Annotated in this window: 26 protein-coding genes and 2 pseudogenes; 12 read left to right on the forward strand and 16 right to left on the reverse strand. The window is 70.1% G+C overall.

Features of this window, described 5'->3' with window-relative positions; translation table 11 throughout:
- Positions 1-3: 3 nt before the first annotated feature.
- From G7071_RS01830 to G7071_RS01845, 5 genes are all read right to left on the reverse strand, one after another.
- Positions 4-1,977: an ATP-dependent DNA helicase gene (locus G7071_RS01830; protein ID WP_281351718.1), complete on the reverse strand. Its 1,974-nt coding sequence runs from the start codon at positions 1,975-1,977 to the stop codon at positions 4-6.
- A gap of 88 nt (positions 1,978-2,065) precedes the next feature.
- A complete protein-coding gene (secF, locus tag G7071_RS01835) occupies positions 2,066-3,718 on the reverse strand; it encodes a protein translocase subunit SecF (RefSeq protein ID WP_246210604.1) in 1,653 nt (550 codons plus the stop codon).
- A complete protein-coding gene (locus G7071_RS18890) occupies positions 3,604-4,350 on the reverse strand; it encodes a preprotein translocase subunit SecD (RefSeq protein ID WP_246210309.1) in 747 nt (248 codons plus the stop codon). Before G7071_RS18890 ends, secF begins: the two co-directional genes overlap by 115 nt.
- Positions 4,351-4,407: 57 nt before the next feature.
- The gene (hflX, locus tag G7071_RS01840; protein WP_206062878.1) at positions 4,408-5,952 is read right to left on the reverse strand and encodes a GTPase HflX; all 1,545 of its coding nucleotides are present in this window, start codon (positions 5,950-5,952) and stop codon (positions 4,408-4,410) included.
- A 61-nt stretch (positions 5,953-6,013) separates the two neighbouring features.
- Complete coding sequence (locus G7071_RS01845; RefSeq protein ID WP_166314150.1) at positions 6,014-6,589, reverse strand: TetR/AcrR family transcriptional regulator; 576 nt, start codon at positions 6,587-6,589, stop codon at positions 6,014-6,016.
- A 65-nt stretch (positions 6,590-6,654) separates the two neighbouring features.
- Between G7071_RS01845 and G7071_RS01850 the strand changes: the two genes are divergently transcribed.
- On the forward strand, positions 6,655-7,296 hold the full coding sequence (locus G7071_RS01850) for an NAD(P)H-dependent oxidoreductase (RefSeq protein ID WP_166314153.1): 642 nt from the start codon (positions 6,655-6,657) through the stop codon (positions 7,294-7,296).
- On the opposite strand, the gene G7071_RS19780 is transcribed toward G7071_RS01850, so the two are convergent.
- From G7071_RS19780 to miaA, 6 genes are all read right to left on the reverse strand, one after another.
- A complete protein-coding gene (locus tag G7071_RS19780) occupies positions 7,218-8,339 on the reverse strand; it encodes a thrombospondin type 3 repeat-containing protein (protein WP_166314156.1) in 1,122 nt (373 codons plus the stop codon). The two genes, G7071_RS01850 and G7071_RS19780, sit on opposite strands and share 79 nt — an antisense overlap.
- A 41-nt stretch (positions 8,340-8,380) precedes the next feature.
- Positions 8,381-9,157, reverse strand: a complete 777-nt coding sequence (locus G7071_RS01860; protein ID WP_166314159.1) for an SDR family NAD(P)-dependent oxidoreductase — start codon at positions 9,155-9,157, stop codon at positions 8,381-8,383.
- 32 nt (positions 9,158-9,189) lie between these two features.
- Entirely contained in the window at positions 9,190-9,975 is a 786-nt protein-coding gene (gene dapF / locus G7071_RS01865; protein WP_166314162.1) for a diaminopimelate epimerase, read from the reverse strand.
- Positions 9,881-10,504, reverse strand: coding sequence for a dihydrofolate reductase family protein (locus G7071_RS01870; RefSeq protein WP_246210310.1), 624 nt, complete (start codon positions 10,502-10,504; stop codon positions 9,881-9,883). Before G7071_RS01870 ends, dapF begins: the two co-directional genes overlap by 95 nt.
- Positions 10,505-10,507: 3 nt before the next feature.
- Positions 10,508-12,337 carry a gamma-glutamyltransferase gene (gene ggt, locus G7071_RS01875; protein ID WP_206062879.1) on the reverse strand — a complete coding sequence of 610 codons (1,830 nt, stop codon included), beginning with the start codon at positions 12,335-12,337 and terminating at the stop codon, positions 10,508-10,510.
- 63 nt (positions 12,338-12,400) lie between these two features.
- The gene (gene miaA, locus G7071_RS01880) at positions 12,401-13,324 is read right to left on the reverse strand and encodes a tRNA (adenosine(37)-N6)-dimethylallyltransferase MiaA (protein ID WP_166314165.1); all 924 of its coding nucleotides are present in this window, start codon (positions 13,322-13,324) and stop codon (positions 12,401-12,403) included.
- Positions 13,325-13,463: 139 nt separating this feature from the next.
- On the opposite strand from miaA, the gene G7071_RS01885 reads away from it, so the two are divergent.
- From G7071_RS01885 to G7071_RS01900, 4 genes are all read left to right on the forward strand, one after another.
- The gene (locus tag G7071_RS01885) at positions 13,464-13,607 is read left to right on the forward strand and encodes a hypothetical protein (RefSeq protein WP_166314168.1); all 144 of its coding nucleotides are present in this window, start codon (positions 13,464-13,466) and stop codon (positions 13,605-13,607) included.
- Positions 13,608-13,654: 47 nt separating this feature from the next.
- Positions 13,655-14,110, forward strand: coding sequence for an NUDIX domain-containing protein (locus tag G7071_RS01890; RefSeq protein ID WP_206062880.1), 456 nt, complete (start codon positions 13,655-13,657; stop codon positions 14,108-14,110).
- 31 nt (positions 14,111-14,141) lie between these two features.
- A complete protein-coding gene (locus tag G7071_RS01895; protein WP_166314171.1) occupies positions 14,142-14,432 on the forward strand; it encodes a hypothetical protein in 291 nt (96 codons plus the stop codon).
- 125 nt (positions 14,433-14,557) lie between these two features.
- Positions 14,558-15,520 carry a type IV toxin-antitoxin system AbiEi family antitoxin domain-containing protein gene (locus tag G7071_RS01900; RefSeq protein WP_166314174.1) on the forward strand — a complete coding sequence of 321 codons (963 nt, stop codon included), beginning with the start codon at positions 14,558-14,560 and terminating at the stop codon, positions 15,518-15,520.
- Positions 15,521-15,581: 61 nt separating this feature from the next.
- Here G7071_RS01900 and miaB read toward each other — a convergent pair.
- Positions 15,582-17,071 (reverse strand): annotated as a pseudogene (gene miaB, locus G7071_RS01905) (tRNA (N6-isopentenyl adenosine(37)-C2)-methylthiotransferase MiaB).
- A gap of 116 nt (positions 17,072-17,187) precedes the next feature.
- On the opposite strand from miaB, the gene G7071_RS01910 reads away from it, so the two are divergent.
- Complete coding sequence (locus G7071_RS01910) at positions 17,188-17,448, forward strand: hypothetical protein (protein WP_166314177.1); 261 nt, start codon at positions 17,188-17,190, stop codon at positions 17,446-17,448.
- 44 nt (positions 17,449-17,492) lie between these two features.
- Here G7071_RS01910 and G7071_RS01915 read toward each other — a convergent pair whose 3' ends face one another.
- Complete coding sequence (locus G7071_RS01915) at positions 17,493-17,645, reverse strand: hypothetical protein (RefSeq protein ID WP_166314211.1); 153 nt, start codon at positions 17,643-17,645, stop codon at positions 17,493-17,495.
- A 165-nt stretch (positions 17,646-17,810) separates the two neighbouring features.
- Here G7071_RS01915 and G7071_RS01920 point away from each other — a divergent pair, with 165 nt between their 5' ends.
- From G7071_RS01920 to G7071_RS01935, 4 genes are all read left to right on the forward strand, one after another.
- Positions 17,811-18,587 (forward strand): amino acid ABC transporter ATP-binding protein, encoded by a 777-nt coding sequence (locus G7071_RS01920; RefSeq protein WP_166314214.1) that lies wholly within the window; start codon positions 17,811-17,813, stop codon positions 18,585-18,587.
- A gap of 46 nt (positions 18,588-18,633) precedes the next feature.
- Positions 18,634-19,518: a glutamate ABC transporter substrate-binding protein gene (locus tag G7071_RS01925; protein ID WP_166314218.1), complete on the forward strand. Its 885-nt coding sequence runs from the start codon at positions 18,634-18,636 to the stop codon at positions 19,516-19,518.
- Between the two features lie 80 nt (positions 19,519-19,598).
- On the forward strand, positions 19,599-20,282 hold the full coding sequence (locus tag G7071_RS01930) for an amino acid ABC transporter permease (protein WP_166314221.1): 684 nt from the start codon (positions 19,599-19,601) through the stop codon (positions 20,280-20,282).
- A complete protein-coding gene (locus tag G7071_RS01935; RefSeq protein WP_166314224.1) occupies positions 20,279-21,142 on the forward strand; it encodes an amino acid ABC transporter permease in 864 nt (287 codons plus the stop codon). Before G7071_RS01930 ends, G7071_RS01935 begins: the two co-directional genes overlap by 4 nt.
- On the opposite strand, the gene G7071_RS01940 is transcribed toward G7071_RS01935, so the two are convergent.
- On the reverse strand, positions 21,139-21,606 hold the full coding sequence (locus G7071_RS01940; protein WP_166314227.1) for a hotdog fold domain-containing protein: 468 nt from the start codon (positions 21,604-21,606) through the stop codon (positions 21,139-21,141). The two genes, G7071_RS01935 and G7071_RS01940, sit on opposite strands and share 4 nt — an antisense overlap.
- Before the next feature lie 66 nt (positions 21,607-21,672).
- On the opposite strand from G7071_RS01940, the gene G7071_RS01945 reads away from it, so the two are divergent.
- Together G7071_RS01945 and G7071_RS01950 are read left to right on the forward strand one after the other, a co-directional pair.
- A complete protein-coding gene (locus G7071_RS01945; protein WP_166320878.1) occupies positions 21,673-22,287 on the forward strand; it encodes a TetR/AcrR family transcriptional regulator in 615 nt (204 codons plus the stop codon).
- A gap of 70 nt (positions 22,288-22,357) precedes the next feature.
- Positions 22,358-22,854 (forward strand): annotated as a pseudogene (locus tag G7071_RS01950) (MarR family winged helix-turn-helix transcriptional regulator).
- Positions 22,855-22,872: 18 nt separating this feature from the next.
- Here the strand turns inward: G7071_RS01950 and G7071_RS01955 are convergent.
- Together G7071_RS01955 and G7071_RS18905 are read right to left on the reverse strand one after the other, a co-directional pair.
- Positions 22,873-24,648, reverse strand: a complete 1,776-nt coding sequence (locus G7071_RS01955) for an ABC-F family ATP-binding cassette domain-containing protein (protein WP_166314230.1) — start codon at positions 24,646-24,648, stop codon at positions 22,873-22,875.
- Complete coding sequence (locus tag G7071_RS18905; RefSeq protein ID WP_246210311.1) at positions 24,648-25,211, reverse strand: hypothetical protein; 564 nt, start codon at positions 25,209-25,211, stop codon at positions 24,648-24,650. Before G7071_RS18905 ends, G7071_RS01955 begins: the two co-directional genes overlap by 1 nt.
- Positions 25,212-25,342: the final 131 nt, after the last annotated feature.

The following is a 25,342-nucleotide window of genomic DNA, read 5'->3' on the forward strand; positions in this document are numbered from 1 at the left end:
GGGTCAGCCCTCGGCGAGCCTCGCGAGGGCCTTGCGCACCAGCGCCCCGTCGGTCGTCGTCCACATCGGCGGCAGCGACGACTTGAGGAATCCGCCATACCTCGCCGTCGCCAGCCGCGGATCGAGTATGGCGACGACACCCCGGTCGCTCGTGGTGCGGATCAATCGGCCGGCCCCCTGTGCCAGGAGCAGGGCGGCATGGGTGGCCGCGACCTGCATGAAGCCGTTGCCGCCGGCCCTGTCGGCGGCCCGCTGGCGCGCTGACATCAGCGGGTCGTCGGGGCGCGGGAAGGGGATCCGGTCGATCAGCACCAGCTGGCAGGTCTCCCCCGGGACGTCGAGCCCCTGCCACAGCGACAGGGTGCCGAACAGGCAGGTGTGGGGGTCCTCGACGAACTGCTTGGCCAGCTCGGGCAGCTGGGCGTCACCCTGGGCAAGGGTCGTGAGGTGGGGCAACCGCTCGCGCACCGTCTCGGCTGCGGCCTCGGCCGCCCGACGCGACGAGAACAGGCCGAGCGTGCGGCCGCCCGCGGCGTCGACGAGCTCGCAGATCTCGTCGAGCTGGGCCTTCACCAGCCCGTCGCGGCCGGGCGGCGGCAGGTGGCGGGCGACGTAGAGGATCGCCTGCTGGCCGTAGTCGAAGGGGGACCCGACGTCGAGGCCACGCCACGGCAGCACCTCGGCGGACCGGGACGAGCCGTCGCGCTCGCTGGGCTTGAGGCCGAGCGACCCGGCGACGGCGTCGAAGTCGCCGCCGAGCATCAGCGTCGCGCTGGTGAAGACCACGGTCTTGTCGGTCAGCAGCTTGTCGCGCATCGGGCCCCAGACCTGGAGCGGGGCGACGTGCAGGCGGGCGGGGATGCGGTCGCGAGCCTCGTTGAGCCACAGCACGTCGCTGTCGAGGTTGGCCGCCATCCGCTCGGCGTGGACGAACACCTCCTGGACCATCCCCTTGGCCTGGGTGCGGCCGGCGTCCGCGTCGCCGCTCGCGTCCTTGGGATAGCCCGACAGGCACTTGCGGGCCGCGTCGCGCACCAGCGCCAGCGCCTCGGCCAGCTGGTCGGAGAGCTGCTCGATCCGGCCGCCCGAGGTGGCCTCGATCGCCTCGGCCAGGGTGCCGGCGGCCTCGTCGAGGGCGTCGGCGGCGTCGTCCTCGACCCAGCGCTGGGAGCGGCGGGCTGCGCGCTCGACGTCGTTGACCGCGAGCTCGTCGGTGGCTGCCTGGGTGACCCGCGCGGTCAGCTCGTGGGCCTCGTCGATCACGACCGCGTCGTAGTCGGGAATCATCGGCACCCCCTCGATCGCGTCGATCGCGAGCAGGGAGTGGTTGGTGATGATCAGGTGGGAGCGCTGTGCCTTCTCGCGCGCCAGCTCGGCGAAGCACTCGGTCGCGAACGGGCAGCGGCTCGCGCCGAGGCACTCCCGGTGGCTGACGCTGACCTGGCGCCACTCCCGGTCGGTGTGGCGCGGGGCGTTGTCGCGCTCGCCCGAGCCACCCTTCTCGGTCTCCTTCTCCGCCCAGGCCCGCAGCTCGAGCACCTTCTCGGCCATCGACCCGACCGGGGCCTCGACCAGCGCGCCCTGGTCGTCGGGCACGCCCTCACGGATGCGGTGGAGGCAGGCGTAGTTGCTGCGGCCCTTGAGCACGGCATAGCTCGCGTCGACCTGGTCGCCGATCGCCTCGACCAGCCGCGGGATGTCGCGCTCGACCAGCTGGTGCTGGAGCGCGAGGGTCGCCGTGGCGACCACGACCCGGTCGTGGTGGAGCAGGCTCGGGACGAGGTAGGCCAGCGACTTGCCGGTGCCGGTGCCGGCCTGGACGAGGAGGTGCTTCTCCTTGGCCAGCGCGTCGGTGACGGCCTCCGCCATCTGGATCTGACCGGCGCGCTCCTGGCCGCCGAGCGCCGTGACCGCAGCAGCGAGCACCCCGGCCACGTCCGGGGCCTCGGTCACACGCTTCTCGGCGGTCTCAGGCACCCGAGCACCCTATGTGGCCGCACCGACACATCGACGTACGGCGTCAGCGGCTCGACTTCTCGTGCCGCCGCACGCGTGGAGCCAGACGTCAGATGACAGCGCCGGAGTCGTCGGGCTCGCGGACGACCCGCTCCTTCTTGACCCGGCTCATCGGCCACTTGTCCTGGAGGTAGGTCAGCAGCGGGGTCGCGGTGAAGACCGACGAATAGGTTCCGACGATCAGACCGATCAGCAGGGCGATCGCGAAGTCGCGCAGCGAGTCGCCGCCGAGGACGGCGAGCGCGGCCAGGATGAACATCGTGCCGAGGCCGGTGTTGACGGTTCGCGGCATCGTCTCGATCGACGCCCGGTTGGCCATCGCGTTGAACGCATCCTCCGGCTTGGAGCCGTGCCATCGCTCACGGATGCGGTCGAAGACGACCACCGTGTCGTTGACCGACAGACCGATGATGGTCATCGCCGCAGCCAGGAAGATGCCGTCGATCGGCTTCTGCAGCCAGGCGAACACGCCCACCACGATCACCACGTCGTGCGCCATCGCCACGACGGCGGCGACACCGAAGGTCCACTTGAAGCGGAAGGCGAGATAGAGCAGCTGTACGGCGAGCGCGATCCCGAAGGCGATCAGAGCCTTGTCCCGCAGCTCCTGGCCCAGCGAGGCGCCGATCGTCTGGTCGTCCTCCTTGGTCACCTCTCCACCGATCTCCCGGAGCGCGTCCTCGATCTGCTGCTCCTCGTCGTCGGTGATCTCGCCGGTCCGGATGGTGAAGTCGGCGGTGTCGGCCTCCTGGACGACAGCCTCGAAGCCGGCGTCGGAGACGGCGGCGCGCGCGTCGTCGATCGAGACCTCCTTGCTCACCGAGTAGTCGAGCTGACGACCGCCGCTGAACTCGACGCCCAGGTTGAGGCCCTGCGTCACGATGCCGGTCACGGCCAGCACCAGGGCAGCACCGGAGATCCCGAGCCACATGCGGCGCTTGCCCATGATGTCGAAGTCCTTGCTGTCCAACCACTGGCGCACCTTGCCGATGTTGCCCAGGCCGCTGACGGCCGGGCGCTGCTCGACAGCCTTGTTGGACACGGCGAGCTCGGAGAGCACGCGGGCGATGATCAGCGCCGAGATCATGGAGGCGATGACACCGATGGAGAGGGTGACACCGAAACCCTTGATCGGGCCGGACCCGAGCAGGAACAGCAGCGCCGCGGCGAGGAGGGTGGTGACGTTGGAGTCGATGATCGCCGACCAGGCCTTGTTGAAGCCGACCATCAGGGCGCGCCGGAGGCCGGCCGAGGGATATTCGGCATATTCCTCCCGCGCTCGTTCGAAGACGAGCACGTTGGCGTCGATCGCCATGCCGATGGCCAGCACGAAGCCGGCGAGGCCCGGCAGGGTCAGCGTCGAGTCGAGCGCGAGCAGCATGGCGTAGGCCAGGAGCGCGTAGGACGCCAGCGCCATCGTGGCCATGGCGCCGACCAGGCGATAGACCACGATGATGAACAGCCCGGTGAGGATGAGGCCGATGATGCCGGCCTCGATGGAGGCGTCGATGGCCTCCGCGCCGAGCGTCGGGCCGACCAGCCGGTCGGAGATCAGGTCGAGCTCGAGGGGCAGGGCGCCACCCTCGATCAGCGCCGCGAGCTCGGTCGCGCTGTCGAGGGTGAAGTCACCGGTGATGTCGGTGCCGCCGCCGGTGATGCCGACTTTGCATCCGACGTCGGCGACGACGCCCGGTGAGGTGATGACCTTGCCGTCGAGGACGATCGCCGAGCGCCGCTTGGCGTCACCGGGGGTGCGCACGCGGCCTCAGCGGTCAGCTTCTCCCACGCGTCGGCACCGGTGCCGTTGAACTCCAAGGAGACGGCCCAGCCGACCTCGTTCTCCCGCTGGACTGCGTCCGCGCCGGTGATCTCGTCGCCCTGCAGGACCGAGGGGCCGATCTCGATCGGGCTGCCGTCCTCGTCGGGCAGGACCTGGTTGTCCTTCTTGCTGGGCTCGGCATCCGGGCTGTCGGCCAGGGCGATGACCGGGTGCACGCTCAGCTGGGCGGTCTGGCCGATCCGCTCCTCGGCCTCGGCCGCCTCCTCGTCGTTGGTGACGCCGGGCAGCTCGACCAGGATCCGGTCGTCACCCTGCTTGATCAGCGTGGACTCGGCGACACCGAGGGCGTCGACGCGGCCGCGAAGGACCTCGACGGTCTTGTCGACGTTCTCCGACGTCGCCTCGGTCGTCTCCGTGCCCTCGGCCTGGAAGACGAACTGGGCTCCACCGCGCAGGTCGAGGCCGAGGTTGGGCTTCCGGTCCAGGGCGAGGGCCAGACAGCCGGCGAGGAGACCGAGGACGAGGAGGAACCGAACGAGCGCACCGCGTGACATGCGCGACATCCTCCACCACGGGTGGTGAGGGGCCGAATCGCCCCCGAGAGTTGGACGTCAGGGGACGGGGTAGGCCGCCAGGTCGCTGGCGAGGTCGGCGTTGGCACGGCCCCGCACCCGGGTCCCGTCGCCGGTGTGCTCGAGCGAGTCGATCTCGCCCTGCTGGTGGAGCCGGTTGAGCAGGTCGCCGCGCTCATAGGGCAGCAGCGCGTCGAAGGCGACGCTCGGGCGGGGCAGCTCGGCCTCGATCGCGGCCAGTGCCTCCTCGATGCCTTCGCCGGTCTTGGCGCTCACCACGACGCTGTGCGGCTCGCGGGCGCGCAGGCGACTGATCACGAGCGGATCGGCCGCGTCTGCCTTGTTGATCACCACCAGCTCGGGGACCTTGGAGGCGTCGATGTCGGCGAGCACCTCGCGCACCGCGGCCAGCTGGCCCTCGGGGTCGGGGTGGGAGCCGTCGACGACGTGCAGGATCAGGTCGGAGTCGGCGACCTCCTCCAGGGTCGAGCGGAACGCCTCGACGAGCTGGTGTGGCAGGTGGCGCACGAAGCCGACCGTGTCGGACATCGTGTAGATGCGGCCGTCCTTGGTCGTCGTACGCCGAGTGGTCGGGTCGAGCGTCGCGAACAGGGAGTCCTCGACGAGCACCCCGGCGTCGGTCAGCCGGTTGAGGATCGAGGACTTGCCGGCGTTGGTGTAGCCCGCGATCGAGACGCTCGGGATGTGGTTGCGACGTCGTTCCTGCCGCTTGGTCTCGCGGGTGCCCTTCATCTCCTTGAGCTCGCGACGCAGCTTGGCGATCTTGGTGTTGATCCGCCGTCGGTCGGTCTCGATCTTGGTCTCACCGGGGCCACGGCCACCGATGCCCTCACCGCCGGAGACCCGGCCGCCGGCCTGGCGCGACAGGTTGCCACCCCAGCCACGGAGCCGCTGCTTCATGTAGCTCAGCTGCGCCAGCTCGACCTGCGCCTGGCCCTCCTTGGACTTGGCGTGCTGGGCGAAGATGTCGAGGATCAGGCCGGTGCGGTCGATCGCCTTGACCTTGAGCTTGTCCTCGAGGTTGCGCAGCTGGCTGGGCGCCAGGTCGCCGTCGAGGATCACCGTGTCGGCGCCGGTGGCCTGGACTATCTCGCGCAGGCCGTCGACCTTGCCGCGACCGATGAAGGTCGCCGGGTCGGGCGTCTGGCGTCGTTGATAGATCGCGTCGAGCACCTCGGAGCCGGCCGTCTCGGCCAGCAGCGCCAGCTCGGCCATCGAGTTCTCGGCGTCCTCGACCGTGCCCTCGGTCCAGACCCCGACGAGGATGACCTTCTCCAGCCGCAGCTGGCGATATTCGACCTCGGTGATGTCCTCGAGCTCGGTGCGCAGGCCGGCGACGCGGCGCAGGGCGTGCCTCGCGGCCAGGTCCTGCTCGCCGGTGGTGAGCTCGTCGCCGACCTCCTCCGGGTCGGGACCGTCGGGCGAGACGAGCTCGTCGTCATAGCCCGACTCGAAGTCGTCGTCGAGGTCGTCGGCGTCGAGCTCGATGTCCTGGGCGTCGTCGTTCCACGCGCGGGTGGCGGCCAGCTCACGGTCGAGGTTGAAGTCTCGTGCGTTCGTCATATGCCGCCCACACTACGGCCCCGTCCTGTCACGGCGAACCCCTTTTGAGGTGACCTCGTCCTCAGGCGATCAGGGCGGCCAGCGCGGGTGCGGCCGCTTCCCGTGGGAGGTGGCCGAGCATCACCAGCTGGGCCAGTCCGTGCACCGTGGCCCAGAGTGCCGCCGCGAGTGCCTCCGGGTCACGGCCGGTGAAGCCGTCGACCTGCACCAGCGCCTCGACCTCCGTGGCGAGCAGCTCCTCGTTGGCCGCGATGAGTGGGGCCATGTCGGCCGACGGCGCGCCGGGCGGGCAGTACTCCGGGTCGAAGACCAGCGCGAACGCCTGGGGGTGGTCGGCGGCATACGCGACGTAGGCCGTGCCGAGGGCCCGCACCCGCTCGACCGGTCCCGTGGTCGTCGCCAGTGCTTTCTGCTGGGCCCCGAGCAGCTCGGCCATCGCCCTCACTCCGAGGGAGTGCAGGAGGGCTGCTCGGTCGCCGAAGTGGTGGTAGGGCGCGTTGTGGCTGACCCCGGCCCGCCTCGCGACCTCGCGCAGGCTGATCCGGCCCGCGGGCTGGGTCTCGAGCAGCTCCAGGGCGGCGTCCTCCAGCGCAGTGCGGAGGTTGCCGTGGTGATAGCCGGCCGAAGATCTTGACACGAGCAACATCCTAACCCAAAGTGGGCACTGTCCAGTTTGTTGACACTGTCCAGATAGGAACGCTCATGTCCCAGATCCTCGTCGTCGACGGCCATCCCGACCCCGACTCGCTCACCGCCGCCACGGCTCGGGCGTATGTCGCCGGCGCGGACGGCCAGGCCATCCTGCTCGCCGTCCGCGACCTCGCCTTCGACCCCGACCTGCGCGCGGGCTACCGAGCCGCGCAGCCGACCGAACCCGACCTGGCCCGCGCCCGGTCCCTGATCGAGGAGAGCGAGCACATCACGGTGCTCACGCCCGTGTGGTGGGGCTCGGTGCCGGCAGCACTCAAGGGCTTCTTCGACCGTGCCCTCGACCCGGGCTGGGCCTACCGCTACAACGAGAACGGGCGCCCGGAGGGCCTGCTCGGCGGCCGTACGGGTCGGCTGGTCGTGCTGGCCGACTCCCCTCGGTGGTATCTCCCCCTCGTCGGAGACACGACGGTCAAGCAGGTGCGCCGCACCACCCTGGAGTTCTGCGGCATCAAGCCGGTCGCCGTCACCCGCTTCACCGACGTCCGCAGCCAGAGCGAGGCTGAGCGCGTCGCCTGGTTGGGGCGGTGCGCGGCGCTCGGGGCAGCAGACGCCGATCAGCGTCGTCGCAGCCGCACCGTCCGCGACCGGACGGCCGCGCACGCACCGTCCGACGACGAGACGACCCTCGCGTAGTACCGGCCGCGGCGCGACACCCGGGGCGAGCGGAACTTCCCGACGTGGTTGGCGGTGTTGAGCACGAGCTGGCGGTCGGCGCCGCGCTTCTTGGCCCACAGTGACACCTCGGCGTACGCCGAGCAGGACCCCACGAGGGACCCCACCGTCCCCTTGAAGACCTTCTTCTTCCTCACATAACGCAGCGTGAGCGTCCGAGCGGCGGCCACGGGCGCTACGACGGTCCCGGCCCCGGTGCCAGTGCTGGGCGGCGGGGCCGTGGGGGCGCTGGGGGGCGTCGGGGCGGGCGGGGGCGGTGCCGGCGGGTAGGGGGTGCTGTCGCACGCATCGCCGACGCCGTCGCGGTCGGAGTCGGTCTGGTCGTTGGCCAGTCCCCTGCAGTTGTCGCTGCTGTCGGGTGTCGAGTCACCGTCGGCGTCGGCGTCGCAGGCGTCCCCGGCGCCGTCGTTGTCGAGGTCTGCCCAGCCCTGGTTGGCCACCGTGGGGCAGTTGTCGTCGCGGTCCTGCAGCGTGTCGCCGTCGGAGTCGCAGCTCTCGTAGGTCAGCTGGATCGACCAGTCACTGAACCCAGCTCGTTGCGAGCCGAACCGTTCCTGGAAGAAGACCTCCACCCACCCGCCGCTGGGGGACGACTGCAAGACGTACAGCAGCTCACCTGACGGATAGGTCCCCGGCCCCTGCACGCGCGGGATGCCGTAGCCGACATCGCTCGAGAAGACGTAGGTGCCGTCCCGGGGTTCGATCGTCGGCGACAGCTCCGCCACCGGGCCGGTGCGGGAGCCTGTCGAGACGAGGAGCTCGCCCTCGCGCGGATGGCTGAACCCACGCAGCTCGAGGGTCAGCACGGCTGAGCGGACGCGAGCCAGGTGGAAGGGCCGGTCGGGTCGGTCGTCGTAGCCGCCCATGATCGTCTCCGAGCACGGATAGACCGTCCCGGCTGCTGCCGGTGCAGCGGCCCCGACGACCATCAGGCCCGCTGCAGCGATGACCAGGCCCGACACGACCGCGGCCGCTCGGCGGCCGACTCCCCCGTTGAATCTCACTCCCTCAACGTCCCCGTCCGCGAGCGGTTGAAACGTCAGGGCTACTTCGGAGGCATCCGGATGCCGCCGTCGACGCGGATCGTCTCGCCGTTCATGTAGGAGTTGGTCACGCACTCGACGACCATGCTGGCCAGCTCCTCGGAGTGACCGAGCCGCTTGGGGAAGAGCACGTTCTGCCCCAGGTTGGCCTTGAAGGCGGCCGGGTCGGGGAAGGCGTCATAGATCGGGGTGTCGATCAGGCCGGGCGCCACGGTGTTGACCCGGATGCCCGACGCAGCGAGGTCGCGCGCGACCGGGAGGGTCATCCCGACCACCCCACCCTTGGACGCGGAGTAGGACGCCTGCCCGATCTGGCCGTCGAAGGCGGCGACCGAGGCGAGGTTGACGATCGCGCCCCGCTGGCCGTCGGCGTCGGGCTCGTTGCGCGACATCACGGTGGCGGCCTGGCGGGTCATGTCGAAGGTGCCGATCAGGTTGATCTCGACCACCTTGCGGAAGGCCCCGAGGTCGTGGGCCGACTCGACCTGTCCGTCGCGACCGATCGTGCGCTGTGCCCACCCGATCCCGGCGGAGTTGACGCAGGCCCGCAGTGGCGCGATCTCGGCCGCAGCCTCGACGGCCTTGGTGATCTGCTCGGTGTCGGTCACGTCGACCAGCGCGAAGACGCCGTTGATCTCCGCAGCGAGGGCCTCGCCCTTCTCGGTGTTGAGGTCGGCGATCACGACGGTCGCGCCGCGGGCGGCGAGGGCGCGGGCCACTGCGGCACCGATGCCGCTGGCGCCGCCGGTGACGATGGCAGAGGATCCAGTGATGTCCATGGGCCCGGATGCTAGTTGCCCGGGCGCGACGCTCAGAGGTCGGTCTGTCCCTCAGCCACCAGCACCGCGGGGCCGGTCATCAGGATCCGGCCCCCATCCGTCCAGACGATCCGGAGCGTCCCGCCAGGGACGTCGACGCGATAGGTCGTGCCGCGGGGAGCGTCGTCGGCCAGCGCCGCGGCCACCATCACCGCGCAGGCACCGGTGCCGCACGAGCGGGTCTCGCCCGATCCACGCTCGTGGACGCGCATCGCGACGTGGTGCTCGCCCCGGCGCTGGACGAACTCGACGTTGACGCCCTCGGGATAGAGCGCCTCGTCGTGGCCAGGCGCGGTGAGCAGGCTGCCTGCCTCGTCGAGCGAGTCGACGAACGCCACGGCGTGCGGGTTGCCCATCGAGACGTGCAGCGCCTCGTGGACCACGTCGCCGACGGTCACCTTCGTGGTGTCGAAGACTGCGGGCGTCCCCATGTCGACGGTGACAAGGTCGCCGTCGAGCGTGATCGTCTTGACGCCGTCGCGGGTGTCGATCTCGAGCGGCGCCGACGCCCCCTCGTGGTCGAGGAGATAGCGCGCGAACACCCTGACCCCGTTGCCGCACATCTCGCTGATCGAGCCGTCGGAGTTGCGGTAGTCCATGAACCACCGGTCTTCGCGCCGGATGGCGCGCAGCACCCCGTCGCCGCCGATGCCGGCCCGGCGGTCGCACAACGCGCGCACGCGCTCAGCGCTGAGGTCGCCGTGCACCGTGCCGTCGGGGTCGGGCAGCAGCACGAAGTCGTTCTCCGTGCCGTGGCCCTTGAGGAAGCGGTAGGTCACTCCTCCATTGTCGCAGGGCGGACCACGGTGTGCCGCGCGCAGACGAAGTCGCGGTTGCGCGCGACCTCCTCCAGCCGCAGCTCGACGTGCCGTGGCAGGACCGGTCTCCCGGCCCCAGCGTGACCGGGGCGAACTGGATCCACACCTCGTCGAGCAGGCCGGCGTCGTGGAACGTGCCCACGAGCTCCCCGCCACCGACCAGCCAGACGTCCTTGCCGCCTGCCCGCTCGACCGCCGCGGCGTGCACCTGCTCGACCGCCTCGGCCGTGAACGTCACGGCCTTCACCGGCTCGAAGGTGCGGTGGGTCATGACGTACGTCGCCAGGTCGCCCCACGGCTCCTCGTCGTGGTCGAGGATCCACTGCCACGTCGTGGCCCCCATGATGCTGGCGCCGATCCGATCGCGGAACCCCGCGTAGTGCATCGGCCCGTCCTCGTCGATGTCGCGCGAGAGCAGCCAGTCGAGCGAGTGCTCCGGGGTCGCGATGAAGCCGTCGAGCGAGCAACCTGTGTAGTAGATCGTGCTCATGGCCTACCTCGGGTCGATCACCCTCGCCGAGCCCCCACCGCGCCGAACCGGCTCGGAGACGGCCGTCATCAACCCGCCGGGTCCGAACTCGATCGCCGTCGCCGCGCCGATCTGGGAGGCGCTCGTGAACGCGTCGCCCGAGGGGGTCAGCTTGTGGCCGTAGGTCGTCTGCAGCACCGGACCGTAGGCGGCGATGAACTCCGGCTCGGCGGTGACGCTCGCGGTGTTGCGCTGCGCTGCACGCGGGGCCGCGATCGCCTGCTCGAGGTCCATGCCGAGGTCGATCCGGTTGATGATCATCTGCAGCACCGTGGTGATGATCGTGGACCCGCCGGGTGAGCCGAGCGCCAGGAACGGCTTGCCGTCCTTGAGCACGATCGTCGGGCTCATCGACGAGCGCGGCCGCTTGCCGGGCTGGATGCGGTTGGGGTCGGCCGCGTCATAGACCGTCGAGAAGTCGGTCAGCTCGTTGTTGAGCAGGAAGCCGTGCCGGGGCACCACCATCCCGGAGCCGCCGGTCTGCTCGATCGTCAGCGTGTATTCGACGACGTCGCCCCACTTGTCGGCGACGGTGAGGTTGGTCGTCGAGATGTTCTCGGTGTCGGCGTCCGCGGCACCGCGGGCCGCCGGGGCCCCGCACACGCCGTCGTAGGAGCTGACGTCGCCTGCCGCCGTCGGCTTCGCCATCGCCGCGTTGGGGTTGATCGCGCAGGCACGCTCCGCGGCGAACCGGTCGCTCAGCAGGTCCCGGGTGGGGACGTCGACATACGCCGGGTCGCCGACATACTTCCCCCGGTCGGCGAACGCCAGCGCGCTGGCCTCGAGGTAGTGGTGCAGGGCCCGGGGAGCGTCCATGGCACCGAGGTCGAACCGCTCGAGGATGTTGAGGGCCTCACCGACGGTCGTCCCGCCCGACGAGGACGGGGCCATCCCGAAGACGTCATAGCCGCGGTAGCCCACGCGGGTCGCCCGCTGGTTGATCACCTTGTAGCGCTTGAGGTCCTTGCGCGAGAGATGTCCCGGCGGGACGGGCAGGTCGGTGCTCGGTGTCGTGCGCGGGTCGCGGACGATCCGCACCATCAGCCGGGCGAGCTTGCCGGTGTAGAACGCGTCGGTGCCCCGGCGCGCCAGCTTGGTGTAGGTCCGCGCCAGCGCGCGGTTGCGGAACACCGAGCCGACCTGCGGGGCGTCACCGCCGGGCAGGAACAACGCGCGGCTGGCCCAGAACGCCTCGAAGCGCTTCTGGTTGTCCAACGTCTGCTGCCGGAAGGTCTCGTCGACGACGAACCCTCGACGCGCGATCTTGATGGCGGGCCGCAGCGTCCTGGCCAGGGACATGGTGCCGAAGCGCTTCAGCGCCCGCTTCCAGGTCGCCGGGGTGCCGGGGACACCGACGCTGACGCCGCTGGTCACCAGCTCGGGAGTGAAGCGGTAGGGCTTGCCGGTCGCCGGATCGATGAAGGCGTCGGTGGGCATGCGGGCAGGGGCGGTCTCGCGACCGTCGATGGTGCGGACCTTGCCGGTCTCGCCGTCGTAGTGGACGAAGTAGCCACCACCCCCGAGGCCGGCGCTGTAGGGCTCGGTCACCCCCAGGGCAGCAGCCGCGGCCACGGCTGCGTCGGCCGCGTTGCCGCCCTTCTTCAGGATCCGCAGCGCCGCCGCGCTGGCTTCGGGGTCGACCGTCGAGACAGCCCCGCCGTGGCCGACCGCGGTCGGGATCTTGGCCGTCGGACGAGCGGCGTCGCCGCCGGGCTCCTCAGCCGTGGAATGTGGGGCGACCGCCAGCATGGCGGCGACGAGGGCGGACGTGGCCAGCGGTATGGCGATGCGCATCAGAGCCTCCGAGAGTCAAGGGACTCCCACCCTGCGCTCCCCCGGCGCCGTTTGTCGATCCCCTCAGGGGTGGAGGGCAGCGACCGTCTCCAGCGCGCGATCGAGCCTGTCGGGATCGTCGTGGCGCACCCAGACGACACGGGGGTCCTTGCGGAACCACTGGTCCTGCCGGCGGGCGAACTGACGCGTCGCCACGATCGTCCGCTCGATCGCCTCGCCCCGGGTCAGGTCACCGCGCAGGTGTGCAACGGCGTCGGCGTAGCCGATCGCACGGCTCGCGGTCCGGCCCTGCGCGAGCCCGGCGTCGAGCAGTCGCTCGACCTCGTCGAGGAGCCCATCGGCATACATCTGGCGGACGCGCCGGTCGATCCGCGCGGCCAGGGTCGGGCGGTCGATGTCGACGCCGATCTGGACGGTGCGCGGGTCAAGGTGCTCGAGCGTCGGCAGCGTGGCCGAATACGGGCGACCGGTCAGTGCGATCACCTCGAGCGCCCGGACGATCCGACGACCGTTCTCGGGGAGGATCTTCGCGGCCGCGTCGGGGTCGAGGTCGGACAGCCGCTCGTGCAGCGCGCGGTGCCCCTTCGCGGCGAGCTCGGCCTCCAGCTCGCGGCGCAGCGACTCGTCGGTGCCCGGGAACTCGAAGCGGTCGATCACGGCCCGGACATAGAGCGCGCTTCCGCCAACCAGGACCGGGTTGTGGTCACGGCCGCGGATCTCGGCGATCTCCCCGCGCGCCCAGCCCTGGAAGTGCGCCACTGTCAGGGGCTCGGTCACGTCGAGGCGGTCGAGCAGGTGGTGGGCGATCCCGCGCCGCTGCTCGGGCGGCAGCTTCGCCGTACCGATGTCCATCCCGCGATAGACCTGCATCGCGTCGGTGTTGACGACCTCTCCGCCCAGTCGTTCGGCCAGGTCGAGGCTCAGGCCGGTCTTGCCCGACGCCGTCGCCCCGACGATCGCGACGATGACAGGGGCCGACGCGGACATGCAGGCCAGTCTTCCACCGACGTCCGCGCCGTCCGGACACGTTCGCCCGGCAGGGTGGGCAGGCGTTGCGCGGCCGACTCCTGCGTGACTGACTGGACACAGCGCCGGGACCGGCCCGGCCGCGACCCCGGGAGTGCAGATGAGCCAGCAGCCCACCGACCCGACCGTGGAGCCGTCGTCCCCCGACGACCCCATCCCGCCGATCCCCACCGAGCCCACCAACCCGGCGGAGCCGGTGCAGCCCGGGATCCCGACGGACCCGCAGAACCCGGCGACCGGCTGAGCTGCGGCGCCTCCCACGCCCGGCGGACGGCCGGTTAGGTTGGCGACGTGACGAGCTTCGCGGTGATCCCCGCCTCCTACATCTTCTTGATGCGTGACGGCGACGACGGCCCCGAGGTGCTGCTCCAGCTGCGCCAGGGCACGCCCTACATGGACGGCCACTGGGCAGCAGCAGCCGCCGGCCACGTGGAGCGGGGCGAGACGGCGTATGCCGCGGCGCACCGCGAGGCGGTCGAGGAGCTCGGCATCACCGACATCGACCTGAGGTTCGAGTTCACGATGCAGCGCACCGCGCACGACGCACCCATCGACGAACGGGTCGACTTCTTCTTCACCGCCCGCTCCTGGGCGGGCGAGCCCCGCATCGTCGAGCCGGAGAAGTGCGGCGAGCTGCGCTGGTGCCGGCTCGACGCCCTGCCCCACCCGATGGTCCCCCACGAGGCGCACGCGATCGCCAACCTCGGCGGCGACCAGCGCTACCTGGTCCACGGCTTCGACCACTGACACGTTCGACAAACTGACACTGGAGGGAAACATGAACGACAAGGACCTGGGCCCGCAGCCCGACCCGGTGACCGAGGATCCCGAGCTCTATCCCGGCGGCGCCGACGCCGTCGAGCCTGCGGCGGAGGACAACGGGCTGGGGCGCGACCTCGACCCCGACGCCAACCCCGCGGTCGACGACGTGCTGCCCGAGGGTGTCTCCGAGCCCGACGAGAAGTCGCAGGCTCCCGAGGGCAAGGCCGACGACGCCGAAGCAGGCACCGACGGCGACCCCGACGCGGGCCAGACGGCCGAGGACGGGTCGACCGAGCCTCCTGCCTGACGTTGCCGACCAGGACGGCGGTCCGTGGAGTCCACCCGGTGGCTCTGCCGGACCGCCGTCTTCTTGTCCACAGGCTCCGCGGTCTCGGGTGGTCCCGGACGCGCGGCCAGAGCAACATCGTCGTCATGACCGATGACGGCTTCGCCGAGCTGCTCGACCTGCAGTCGGGGGTGATCTCACGGCGTCAGGTGCTGGCGCTCGGCCTGCGCCCCCACGACCTGAAGCGGATGGAGCGGCAGCGCGAGCTCGTTCGCCTGCACCCGCGCGTCTATGTCAACCACACCGGTGAGCCGACCTGGCTGCAACGAGCGTGGGCCGGCGTCCTGTTCGCCTGGCCCGCTGCGCTGAGCCACGACTCGGCCATCCGAGCCGTCGACGGGCCGGGCCGGCGAGGACGCAGTGACAGCGTCATCCACCTCGCGATCGACCGTGACCGCTCGCTCGTCCTGCCGCCGGGCCTCCGCCTCCATCGACTGGCCGGGTTCCACGGCAAGGTGCAGTGGAACGCATCACCTCCGCGTGTCCGCCTCGAAGAGGCCACGATCGACGTCGCAGCCGAGGCACCCGACGACTTCGCCGCGATTGCTGCTCTCGCCGCCGCAGTCCAGTCTCGACGGACACGAGCCGACAGGCTGACCACCGCCCTCGCAGGCCGCTCCCGAATCGCCAGGCGCGACTTCATGGCCGGTGTGCTGGCAGACATCGCAGCCGGGACCTGCTCGGTCCTCGAACAGGGCTACCTCGACCTCGTGGAGCGTCCGCACGGCCTGCCCGTCGCCAGCCGTCAGGTCCGGGACTCGCTCAGCGGTCCGGTCTATCGCGACGTGGTCTATGACGGTCTCGACCAGGTCGTGGAACTGGACGGCCGGCTGTTCCACGACTCCGCCGACGACCGCGACGCCGACCTGGAGCGCGACCTGGACGCCGCCGTGGCGGGGCTCGCCACGCTGCGGCTGGGCTGGGGCCAGGTGTTCCGGACCGGCTGCCGAACCGGGGTCAGGATCGGGCGCCTGCTCAGGGCTCGCGGCTGGACGGGGCAGGAGCACGCGTGCCCCGGGTGCGACGACGCCTGGCCGATGACGGGCTAAGACTGCGGCCCCGTGAGTTCGCCCGGTGGCCCTCACGGACCGCTGTCTTCGCTGCGAAGGCTCAGCCGCAGGCTGGCGCTGGCGCCAGCGGAGCCGGCACGCCGATGCCGGGCATGCCCAGCCCGACCCCGACCGGGGCGGGCGGACCGGAGGTGCGTCGCTCCCACGCGTCGCCGGCTCGCGTTCGGCGTACGCCGAGGACCGGCCCGTCGGCGACGAGGTGGTGTGGCGCCGCATAGGTGATCTCGGTGGTGACCATGTCGCCGGGCCGCACGCCGTCGGCACCCTCGGGGTCGAAGTGGACCAGCCGGCTGTCCGGGGCACGCCCCGAGAGGCGCTTGGTCTCGAGGTCCTTGCGGCCCTCCCCCTCGGCGACCATCAGCTCGACGCGACGCCCGACCAGCGACTTGTTCTCCTGCCAGGCGATCTCGTTGACGAGCTCGACGAGCCGCTGATAGCGGTCCTTGACCACCTCGGGCGGCACCTGGTCGGCCATCGTGGCGGCAGGGGTGCCGGGGCGCGGCGAATATTGGAAGGTGAAGGCCCCCGAGAAGCGGGCCTGACGCACGACGTCCAGCGTCGCTGCGAAGTCCTCCTCGGTCTCGCCGGGGAAGCCGACGATGATGTCGGTCGTGATCGCGGCGTCGGGCATCGCGGCGCGGACCCGCTCGATGATCCCGAGGAACTTCGAGGCGCGGTAGGACCGGCGCATCGCCTTGAGGACCCGGTCGGAGCCGGACTGAAGCGGCATGTGCAGCGAGTGCATGACGTTGGGGGTCTGCGCCATCGCCTCGATCACGTCGTCGGTGAACTCGGCCGGGTGCGGTGAGGTGAAGCGCACCCGCTCCAGGCCCTCGACCGCCCGCACGAGCGGAGCAGCTTCGAGAACGCCTGGCGGTCGCCGAACTCCACCCCGTAGGCGTTGACGTTCTGGCCCAGCAGGGTGATCTCGGTGACGCCATCGGCGACCAGTGCCTCGATCTCGGCCAGGATCTCGCCCGGACGGCGGTCCTTCTCCTTGCCGCGCAGGGCGGGGACGATGCAGAACGTGCAGGTGTTGTTGCAGCCCACGGAGATCGAGACCCAGGCGGCATACGCCGAGTCACGCTTGGTCGGCAGCGTCGAGGGGAAGACCGACAGCGACTCGAGGATCTCGACCTGCGCCTCCTGCTGCGAGCGCGCGCGGTCGAGCAGGGCCGGCAGTGACCCGATGTTGTGGGTGCCGAAGACGACGTCGACGTATGGCGCCCGGTCGATGATCGTGTCGCGGTCCTTCTGCGCCATGCAGCCGCCGACCGCGATCTGCATGCCCGGGTTCAGCTTCTTCACCGGCGCGAGGTGGGAGAGGTTGCCGTAGAGCTTGTTGTCGGCGTTCTCCCGCACGGCGCAGGTGTTGAACACGACGACGTCGGCCTGCTGGTCACTGGGCGCGGCGACATAGCCCGCGTCCTCCAACAACCCGGTCAGGCGCTCGGAGTCGTGGACGTTCATCTGGCACCCGTAGGTCTTCACCAGGTAGGTGCGCGGTGCCGTCTCGGTCGGGATGCTCATGACCGCAGCAGTCTACGAGGGGGCACGGTGCGGAGAGGTCATCCACGAGCCGAGCGCGTGGCCGGGCGCGTCTGTACGATCCGCCGGAACACCCTCGCCCCACCCGGAGGCAATCCGTGCGTCTGCTCAGCATCTCCCTGGCCGCGGCTACCGCTCTCCTCGCCCTGTCGGCCTGCTCCGGCTCCGACAGCGGGACCGGCGACGTGGGCGAGGACGCGCAGCGGACCGCGCTGGAGAACACCTGGGACAAGTTCTCAGAAGACGACAGGCGCGGCCTGTGCGACCAGTTCTCCGCAGACCCTGTCGGGGCGGTCGCGATCTTCGAGGACAACTTCGACTACGACGTGGTGAAGCAGTGGCTCGACTCGAAGTGCTGAGCTCAGCCCCAGGGTCCTAGGGCACGAGCAGCGAGCCCACGAGATCAGCGGCCGCGCTTCTCCTTGCGCTTGGCTGCTGCCTCCTTGACGGCGAGCTTGGCGACGTCCTTGAAGAACAGTGCCGCGCCCTTGGGGTCGTCCTTGGCGCCCTTGGCCATGTCCTTGAGCATCTTGAGCTTTTCGTCCCTGCTGGTCATTGCTTCCTCCGCGGCTGATCCCAAGATGTAGGTCACCTGATGGGTGCTCCGCATCCAACCACCGGCAGCGCTCAGGCAAAATGGCGTCTCGACCGCAGGTCACGATTTGCCGACAGGGCCATGTCGTCGTAGCCCGAACGGACTAACGGACGCTACGTTGCAGCAATGACCACGTTGGAGCAGGAGCCTCGTTCGGCCGAGCGGGGCGAGCCCCTCGTCGTGCTCGAAGGGGTGCAGAAGCACTTCGGTGCGCTGCACGCCCTCAAGGACATCGACCTGACCGTCACCCGGGGCGAGGTGGTCGTGGTGATCGGCCCGTCGGGCTCCGGCAAGTCGACGCTGTGCCGGGCCATCAACCGCCTCGAGACCATCGACGCGGGGAAGATCAGCCTCGACGGCAAGGATCTCCCCCAGGAGGGCAAGGCGCTCGCAGCGCTGCGTGCCGAGGTCGGGATGGTCTTCCAGAGCTTCAACCTCTTCGCCCACAAGACGATCCTCGAGAACGTCACCCTCGGCCCGATCAAGGTCCGCGGGCTCAAGAAGGACGAGGCGGAGAAGAAGGCGCGCGAGCTGCTCGACCGGGTCGGCGTCGAGCACCAGGCGGACAAATATCCTGCCCAGCTCTCCGGCGGCCAGCAGCAGCGTGTCGCCATCGCCCGTGCGCTGGCGATGGAGCCCAAGGTCATGCTCTTCGACGAGCCGACCTCGGCGCTCGACCCGGAGATGATCAAGGAGGTCCTCGACGTCATGGTCGACCTGGCCAAGCAGGGGATGACGATGGTCGTGGTGACCCACGAGATGGGCTTCGCCCGCACCGCCGCCGACCGGGTCGTCTTCATGGCCGACGGCGCCATCGTCGAGGAAGGCACCCCGGAGCAGTTCTTCACCAACCCCAGCTCTGATCGGGCCAAGGACTTCCTCGGCAAGATCCTCAAGCACTGAGTTCCGCGCACTGATTGTCAAAGCACAACCATCAAGGGAGATGCAGATGCGATTCATCAGAACCAAGGCCGCGGTCGCGGTTGCCGGTCTGACCCTCTCGCTCGCCGCGTGCGGTGACGCGGGCAGCGACAGCGAAGGCCCCGACGTGGAGGTCAAGGAGGATGCCGCCTCGGAGTTCGACGACGGCACCCGGATGAAGGAGCTGGCCGAGGCCGGAGCCATCAAGATCGGCGTCAAGTACGACCAGCCGGGTCTTGGCTTCAAGGACGCCGCCAGCGACACGCCCGAGGGCTTTGACGTCGAGATGGCCAAGATCCTCGCCGCCGACCTCGGCATCGCCGAGGACGACGTCGAGTGGGTCGAGACGATCTCGGACAACCGCGAGCCCTTCCTGCAGGACGGGACCGTCGACCTCGTGCTCGCCTCCTACTCCATCACCGACGACCGTCGCGAGGTGGTCGGCCAGGCCGGTCCCTACATGATCACCGGCCAGCAGCTGCTGGTGAAGTCCGACAGCGACATCGAGAGCGTCGAGGACGTCAAGGGCAAGGAGGTCTGCTCGGTGACCGGCTCGACCTCGCTGGAGACCATCGAGGCCAAGGGCGCCAAGGGCGTCGGCCTGGACACCTACTCCGACTGCGCCCAGAAGGTGCTCGACGGATCGGTCGAGGCCATGACCACCGACGGCTCCATCCTGGCCGGCCTCGCCGCGCAGAACGAGGGCGAGCTGAAGGTCGTCGGTGAGGAGTTCTCCGAGGAGCGCATCGGCGTCGGCTACCCCAAGGACCGGCCGGAGATGTGCCAGTGGATCGTCGACACGCTGACCGAGGCGAACGAGGACGGCGACTGGGAGGCTGCGTTCGAGTCCACGCTCGGCCCGTCGGGTGTCGACACACCCGAGTTCCCCGAGATGGACGCTTGCGAGTCCTGATCTGACGACGAGCGGGGGCGGCCGACCGGCCGCCCCCGCTCGTCACCCCCTCGACACAAAGTGAAGGAGGCACACCGACCGTGCAGGTGATCATCGACAACTTCGACGTCGTCCTGAAGGCGTTCGCCTACACGATCGCGCTGTTCCTCAGCAGCGGACTGGTCGCCCTTGTCCTCGGCACCATCCTCGTCGCGATGAGGGTCGGGCCCGTCGCCGTCATGCGCAAGGCATCGGCTGTCTACGTCACGCTCGTGCGCAACACCCCGCTGCTGATCGTGCTCATGTTCATGGCCATCGCAGCACCCAAGATCGGCATCAACTTCAGGTGGCTCGACGTCCAGATCGGCGAGCTCAGCTTCACCTCCTTCTTCGGCGCCGCCTTCATCGGCCTTGCGCTCTACACCTCGACCTTCGTGTGTGAGGCGCTCCGCTCCGGCGTCAACGCCGTGCCGCTGGGTCAGGCCGAGGCCGCCCGCGCGATCGGCCTCCCGTTCGGCGGTGTGATGACGCAGGTGGTCCTCCCGCAGGCAGTCCGCGCCTCGGTGCCACCGCTCGCCTCCACGATGATCGCGCTGCTCAAGAACACCTCGGTCGCCGCCGTCTTCGGCGTCGCCGAAGCCGTGTCCCGGATGCGAGCCCTCACCAACAACAACGCCAGCGACAGGTGGGAGATCTTCATCGTGTTCGCCCTGGGCTACATCATCCTCGTCGAGCTCATCTCGGCCATCGCGATCTTCCTCGAGCGCCGCTGGAGGGTCGCATGAGCAACGTGAGCGTCCTCTACGACGCACCAGGGCCGCGAACCGTCACGCGACACCGCCTCTACACGGTGCTGACCTCGGTGGCGCTCCTCGCCGCCGTCGCCTTCGCCGTCTGGCGACTGTGGGAGACCGGCCAGCTCGCCGGGGAGAAGTGGGAGTTCGCCGTCACGCCCCGCTACATCGAGGCCATCCTGGTCGACGGATTGTTGAAGACGCTGCAGATGGCGGCCCTGGCCATCGTCGCGGCCGTCGTCTTCGGGCTGGTGTTCGGCATCGGCAAGCTCTCTGAGCACCGTCCGATCCGCTGGGTGTGCTGGGTGGTCGTCGAGTTCTTCCGCGCCGTACCCGTGCTGATGCTGATGATCCTGGGGTTCTTCGCGATCTTCGGGAGCATGGACAACGTCTCCAGCCGTGCCTACTGGTCCGTCGTGCTGGCGCTGATGCTCTACAACGGCTCGGTGCTGGCCGAGGTCTTCCGCGCCGGCGTGCTGGCCGTGCCGAAGGGGCAGGGCGAGGCGGCCTATGCGATCGGCATGCGCAAGACGCAGGTGATGGGGCAGGTGCTGCTTCCCCAGGGCGTGAAGATCATGATCCCGGCGATCATCAGCCAGTGCGTGGTGGCTCTCAAGGACACCAGCCTGGGCTACTACATCCTCGCGCCCGGCCTCACCTACCTGGTCAAGCCGCTCTACCAGTCCTTCAACAACCACGTCGCGGTCATCGTCGTGATCGGCGGGATCTACGTCCTGGTCAACCTGTTGCTGACGTGGCTGGCGACCTGGGTGCAGCGCAGGTTCGTCGGCGAGAAGAAGGTGCTCGAGGTCTCCAACCTCGCCGCGGTCGGTGGCGGCGCTCCGGTCTAGCGCGCCTTCGGCGTCACCCAGAGCTTGATCACGCCCTCGATCACGACGACACCGTCCTCGCGCTCGCCCCGCACGCGGACGTGGAGGTCAGGGTCGCCGGACGTCCACTGCTCGGGGTCGGTCTCGGCGATGCAGGTGATGTCACTGGTGGCCTTGGCGGTGTAGGCGATGTCCATGCCCTTGGGGATCCAGCGCTTGTCGGCCGGGATCGTGGCCTCGGCGAGCGCGCCCATCGCGGCCTCGAGCCCGTTGCAGAGCGCGATCGCGTGCACCGTCTTGATGTGGTTGTGCACGCCGCGGCGCTTGGGGATCACCAGCTCGGCACGGTTGGGCTCGATCACGGTGAAGCGCGGCCGGATCGTGGCGAAGTAGGGCGCCTTCTGGGCGAAGGCGACCGAGAACAGTCGCTTGCCGACGACGGGGATGGCGGTCGTGGTGTTCCACAGCTTCAGCACCTGGCTCATGGGGGCATGTTACCAGCGGGTAACCCAGCCGGGTGAGAGGATCGCCACATGGCGACCAAGAGACGGATGACCGCGGCCGAACGCCGGGAGCAGCTCATCGCGGTGGCCCGCACCCTCTTCGCCGAGCGCGGCTTCGAAGGCACGGCGATCGAGGAGGTCGCAGCCCGGGCGACGGTGTCCAAGCCGATCGTCTATGAGCACTTCGGCGGCAAGGAAGGCCTCTATGCCGTGGTCGTGGACCGCGAGGTCCAGTCGCTGCTCGCGATCATGCGCGCCTCGCTCACCGGTGAGACGTCGCGCATCATCCTGGAGCAGGCGGCGCTCGCGCTCTTGCAGTATGTCGAGGAGAACTCCGAGGGCTTCCAGATCCTGGTCCGCGACAGCCCGTCAGGCGCGCCGACCTTCCAGTCGATCCTCGGCGACGTGGCGTCTCGGGTCGAGGGCCTGCTCAGCGAGACGTTCAGCCGGACGGGCCTGAACACCAAGCACGCGCCGATGTATGCCCAGATGCTGGTCGGCATGGTCTCGTTCACCGGCCAGTGGTGGCTCGACACCCGCAAGCCGGCCCGCGAGGTCGTCGCTGCCCACGTGGTGAACATGGCCTGGAACGGCCTCTCCGGCCTCGACGCCGACCCGGTGCTGTTCTCCGCCGAGCCGACCGCAGCGGCCGACCCTGCGTGAGGTCCGCCGGCCAGACCTCCCGCCAGTTCTCTCGGTGTCAAGATTCTTGACGCTCTGGCACACTGACCACATGCGCGACGAAGTGGACGCCCTGGTCGACGCCTGGGCGCGCGAGCGCAGCGACCTCGACCTCGGGCCCGTCGAGGTGTTCAGCCGGATCAGCCGCCTGGCGCGTCACCTAGACCTGGCCCGTCGCGTCGCCTTCAGCGCCCACGGCATCGAGTCCTGGGAGTTCGACGTGCTGGCCGCCCTGCGGCGCGCCGGGGCGCCATACGAGCAATCGCCGGGCCGCCTGCTGCGCGAGACGCTCGTGACGAGCGGCACCATGACCAACCGGGTCGACCGCCTCGCCGGTCGCGGCTTCGTCGAACGCCTCCCCGACCCGCACGACCGGCGCGGGGTGCTCGTGCGCCTGACCCCGAGGGCAAGGAGGCGGTCGACGGGGCCTTCGGTGCCCTGCTCGCCGCCGAGGCGACCCTGGTGGAGGCGTTGCCGGTCGAGGACCAGGCCACGTTGGCGGGGCTGCTGAGGACGCTCCTCGCGCCCTTCAGCCCGCCCGAGGACTGAGCGAGGGCTGAGGGACACTCAGCCCTCGAGGACCTCCGAGGCCTCCAGCCACTCCAGCTCGAGGGTCTCCTTCTCGCCCTGCAGCACGCTGAGCTGCTTGCCGAGGTCGGCGAGGAGGTCGATGTCGGTCAGGTTGGCCGCCAGCTGCTCGTTGAGCGCCTTCTCGCGTATGTCGATGCGCGCGATCTGCTTCTCCAGGCGAGCCAGCGCCTTGCGGGCGTCGCGCTCCCCCGCCGAGCCGGCCTTGGCCTTGCCCGAGCCCGAGGTGGAAGCGGCAGGCGCGGCCGAGGCGGACGTCGCGAGCCCCGCCGCGCGACGCTCGAGGTATTCATCGACCCCGCGCGGCAGCATCGAGATCTGGCCGTCACCCAGCAGCGCCCACACCGAGTCGGTGACGCGCTCGAGGAAGTAGCGGTCGTGGGAGACCACGATCAGGGTTCCGGGCCAGCCGTCGAGGAAGTCCTCGAGCACGTTGAGGGTGTCGATGTCGAGGTCGTTGGTCGGCTCGTCGAGCAGCAGCACGTTGGGCTCGTTGAGCAGCAGCTTGAGCAGCTGGAAACGGCGCCGCTCCCCACCGGAGAGGTCGCCGAGCCGGGCGGTCAGCTTGTCGCCGGTGAAGCCGAAGCGCTCGAGCATGGAGGTCGCGGTGATGTCCGACCCGGTCGCGGTGCGGGTGACGCGCGCGATCGCCTCGATCGTCGGCAGCACCCGTCCGTTGGGATCGACGTCGTCGAGGGCCTGGGTCAGGTGCTCCATCGCGATGGTGCGACCGTGCTTGACGCGCCCCTTGGTGGGTTGGAGGGTGCCGGCGATCAGCGACAGCACCGAGGTCTTGCCCGCACCGTTGACCCCCACGATGCCGACCCGGTCGCCGGGGCCCAGGCGCCAGGTGGCGTCGTCGAGCAGCTGGCGCTCACCGCGGTGCAGGTCGACGTGCTCGACGTCGATGACGTCCTTGCCGAGCCGCTGGGCGGCGAAGCGCTGCAGCTCCATCCGGTCGCGCGGCGGCGGCACGTCCTCGATCAGCTGGTTGGCCGCCTCGATGCGGAACTTCGGCTTCGCGGTCCGTGCGGGGGCCCCGCGACGCAGCCAGGCGAGCTCCTTCTTGACGAGCTGCTGGCGTCGCTGCTCGGAGGCGCCGGCCTGGCGCTGACGCTCCGCCTTGGCCAGGACGAACGAGGCGTAGCCGCCCTCGTAGGAGTCGACGACGCCGTCGTGGACCTCCCACGTCGTCTGGCAGACCTCGTCGAGGAACCACCGGTCGTGGGTGACGACGACCAGGGCCGAGCTGCGCGTGACGAGGTGTCCGGCGAGCCAGGCGACGGCCTCGACGTCGAGGTGGTTGGTCGGCTCGTCGAGGATGATGAGGTCGTGCTCGCCCAGCAGCAGCGCGGCCAGTGAGCACCGACGACGCTCCCCGCCCGAGAGCCCCAGGACGGGACGGTCGAGCGAGACGCCCGCCAGCAGCTCGGTGACGACGCCGCGCATCGTCGAGTCGGCCAGCCACTCGTGGTCGGCGCGCCCTCCCAGCACGGCCTCGCGCACCGAGTGGGTGTCGACCAGCTCGTCGCCCTGGTGGAGATAGCCGATCTCGACACCCCGGTTCATCGAGACCCGGCCGGCGTCCGGCTCCTCGAGGCCCGTCATCACCTCCAGCAGCGTGGTCTTGCCGTCCCCGTTGCGACCGACGATCCCGATGCGCTCACCGACGCTGATCCCGAGGGACACCTCGCTCAGCAGTGGTCGGATGCCGTAGGCCTTGGAGACCTTTTCGAGGTTGATCAGGTTTGCCATCAGGGAAGCTCCAGGAGGTGTGCGCCGGCCACGGGGCCGTTCGCGATGAGTACGACGTCGTGCCCTGCGCCCTGCAGCCCGTCGACGACCGCGTTGGCCCCGTCGAGGGAGTCGCACAGGAAGATGCAGGTGGGACCGGAGCCGGAGACGAGGCCGCGCAGCGCGCCCTCACGCTCCCCCCGGTCGATGAGTGCCCCAAGCTCGGGCCGCAGGTCGATCGCGGCCGGCTGGAGGTCGTTGTGGAGTGCGCGGGCGAGGCGCAGCGGCTCACCGCTGGCCAGCGCCGAGAACAGGTCGTCGGGCTCGGCAGGCTCGGCGAGCGCGTGGGGGTGGAGGTGGTCGAAGTGGGCATAGACCTCGGGCGTCGACAGCCCGACAGCGGCGGGGACGGCGACCCACCACCAGGTGGCGAGGTCCTCGACCGGCTCCACCACCTCGCCGCGGCCGCGACCTCGCGCCGTACCGCCCACGAGCGAGAAGGGCACGTCGCTGCCCAGCTCGGCGGCCAGCTCGAGGAGTACGTCGTCGGGCAGCCCACACCCGTGCAGCCGGTCATAGGCCAACAGGGTGGCGGCGGCGTCGGCCGACCCCCCGCCATCCCTCCGGCCACGGGGATCGCCTTGGTGACCTCGATCAGCGCCGAGCCGACCCCTCCCACGCGGGCCTGGATCAGGTCGAGGGCGCGGAAGACGAT

The sequence above is a fragment of the Nocardioides piscis genome (genome assembly GCF_011300215.1).
Classification (GTDB): Bacteria; Actinomycetota; Actinomycetes; order Propionibacteriales; family Nocardioidaceae; genus Nocardioides; species Nocardioides piscis.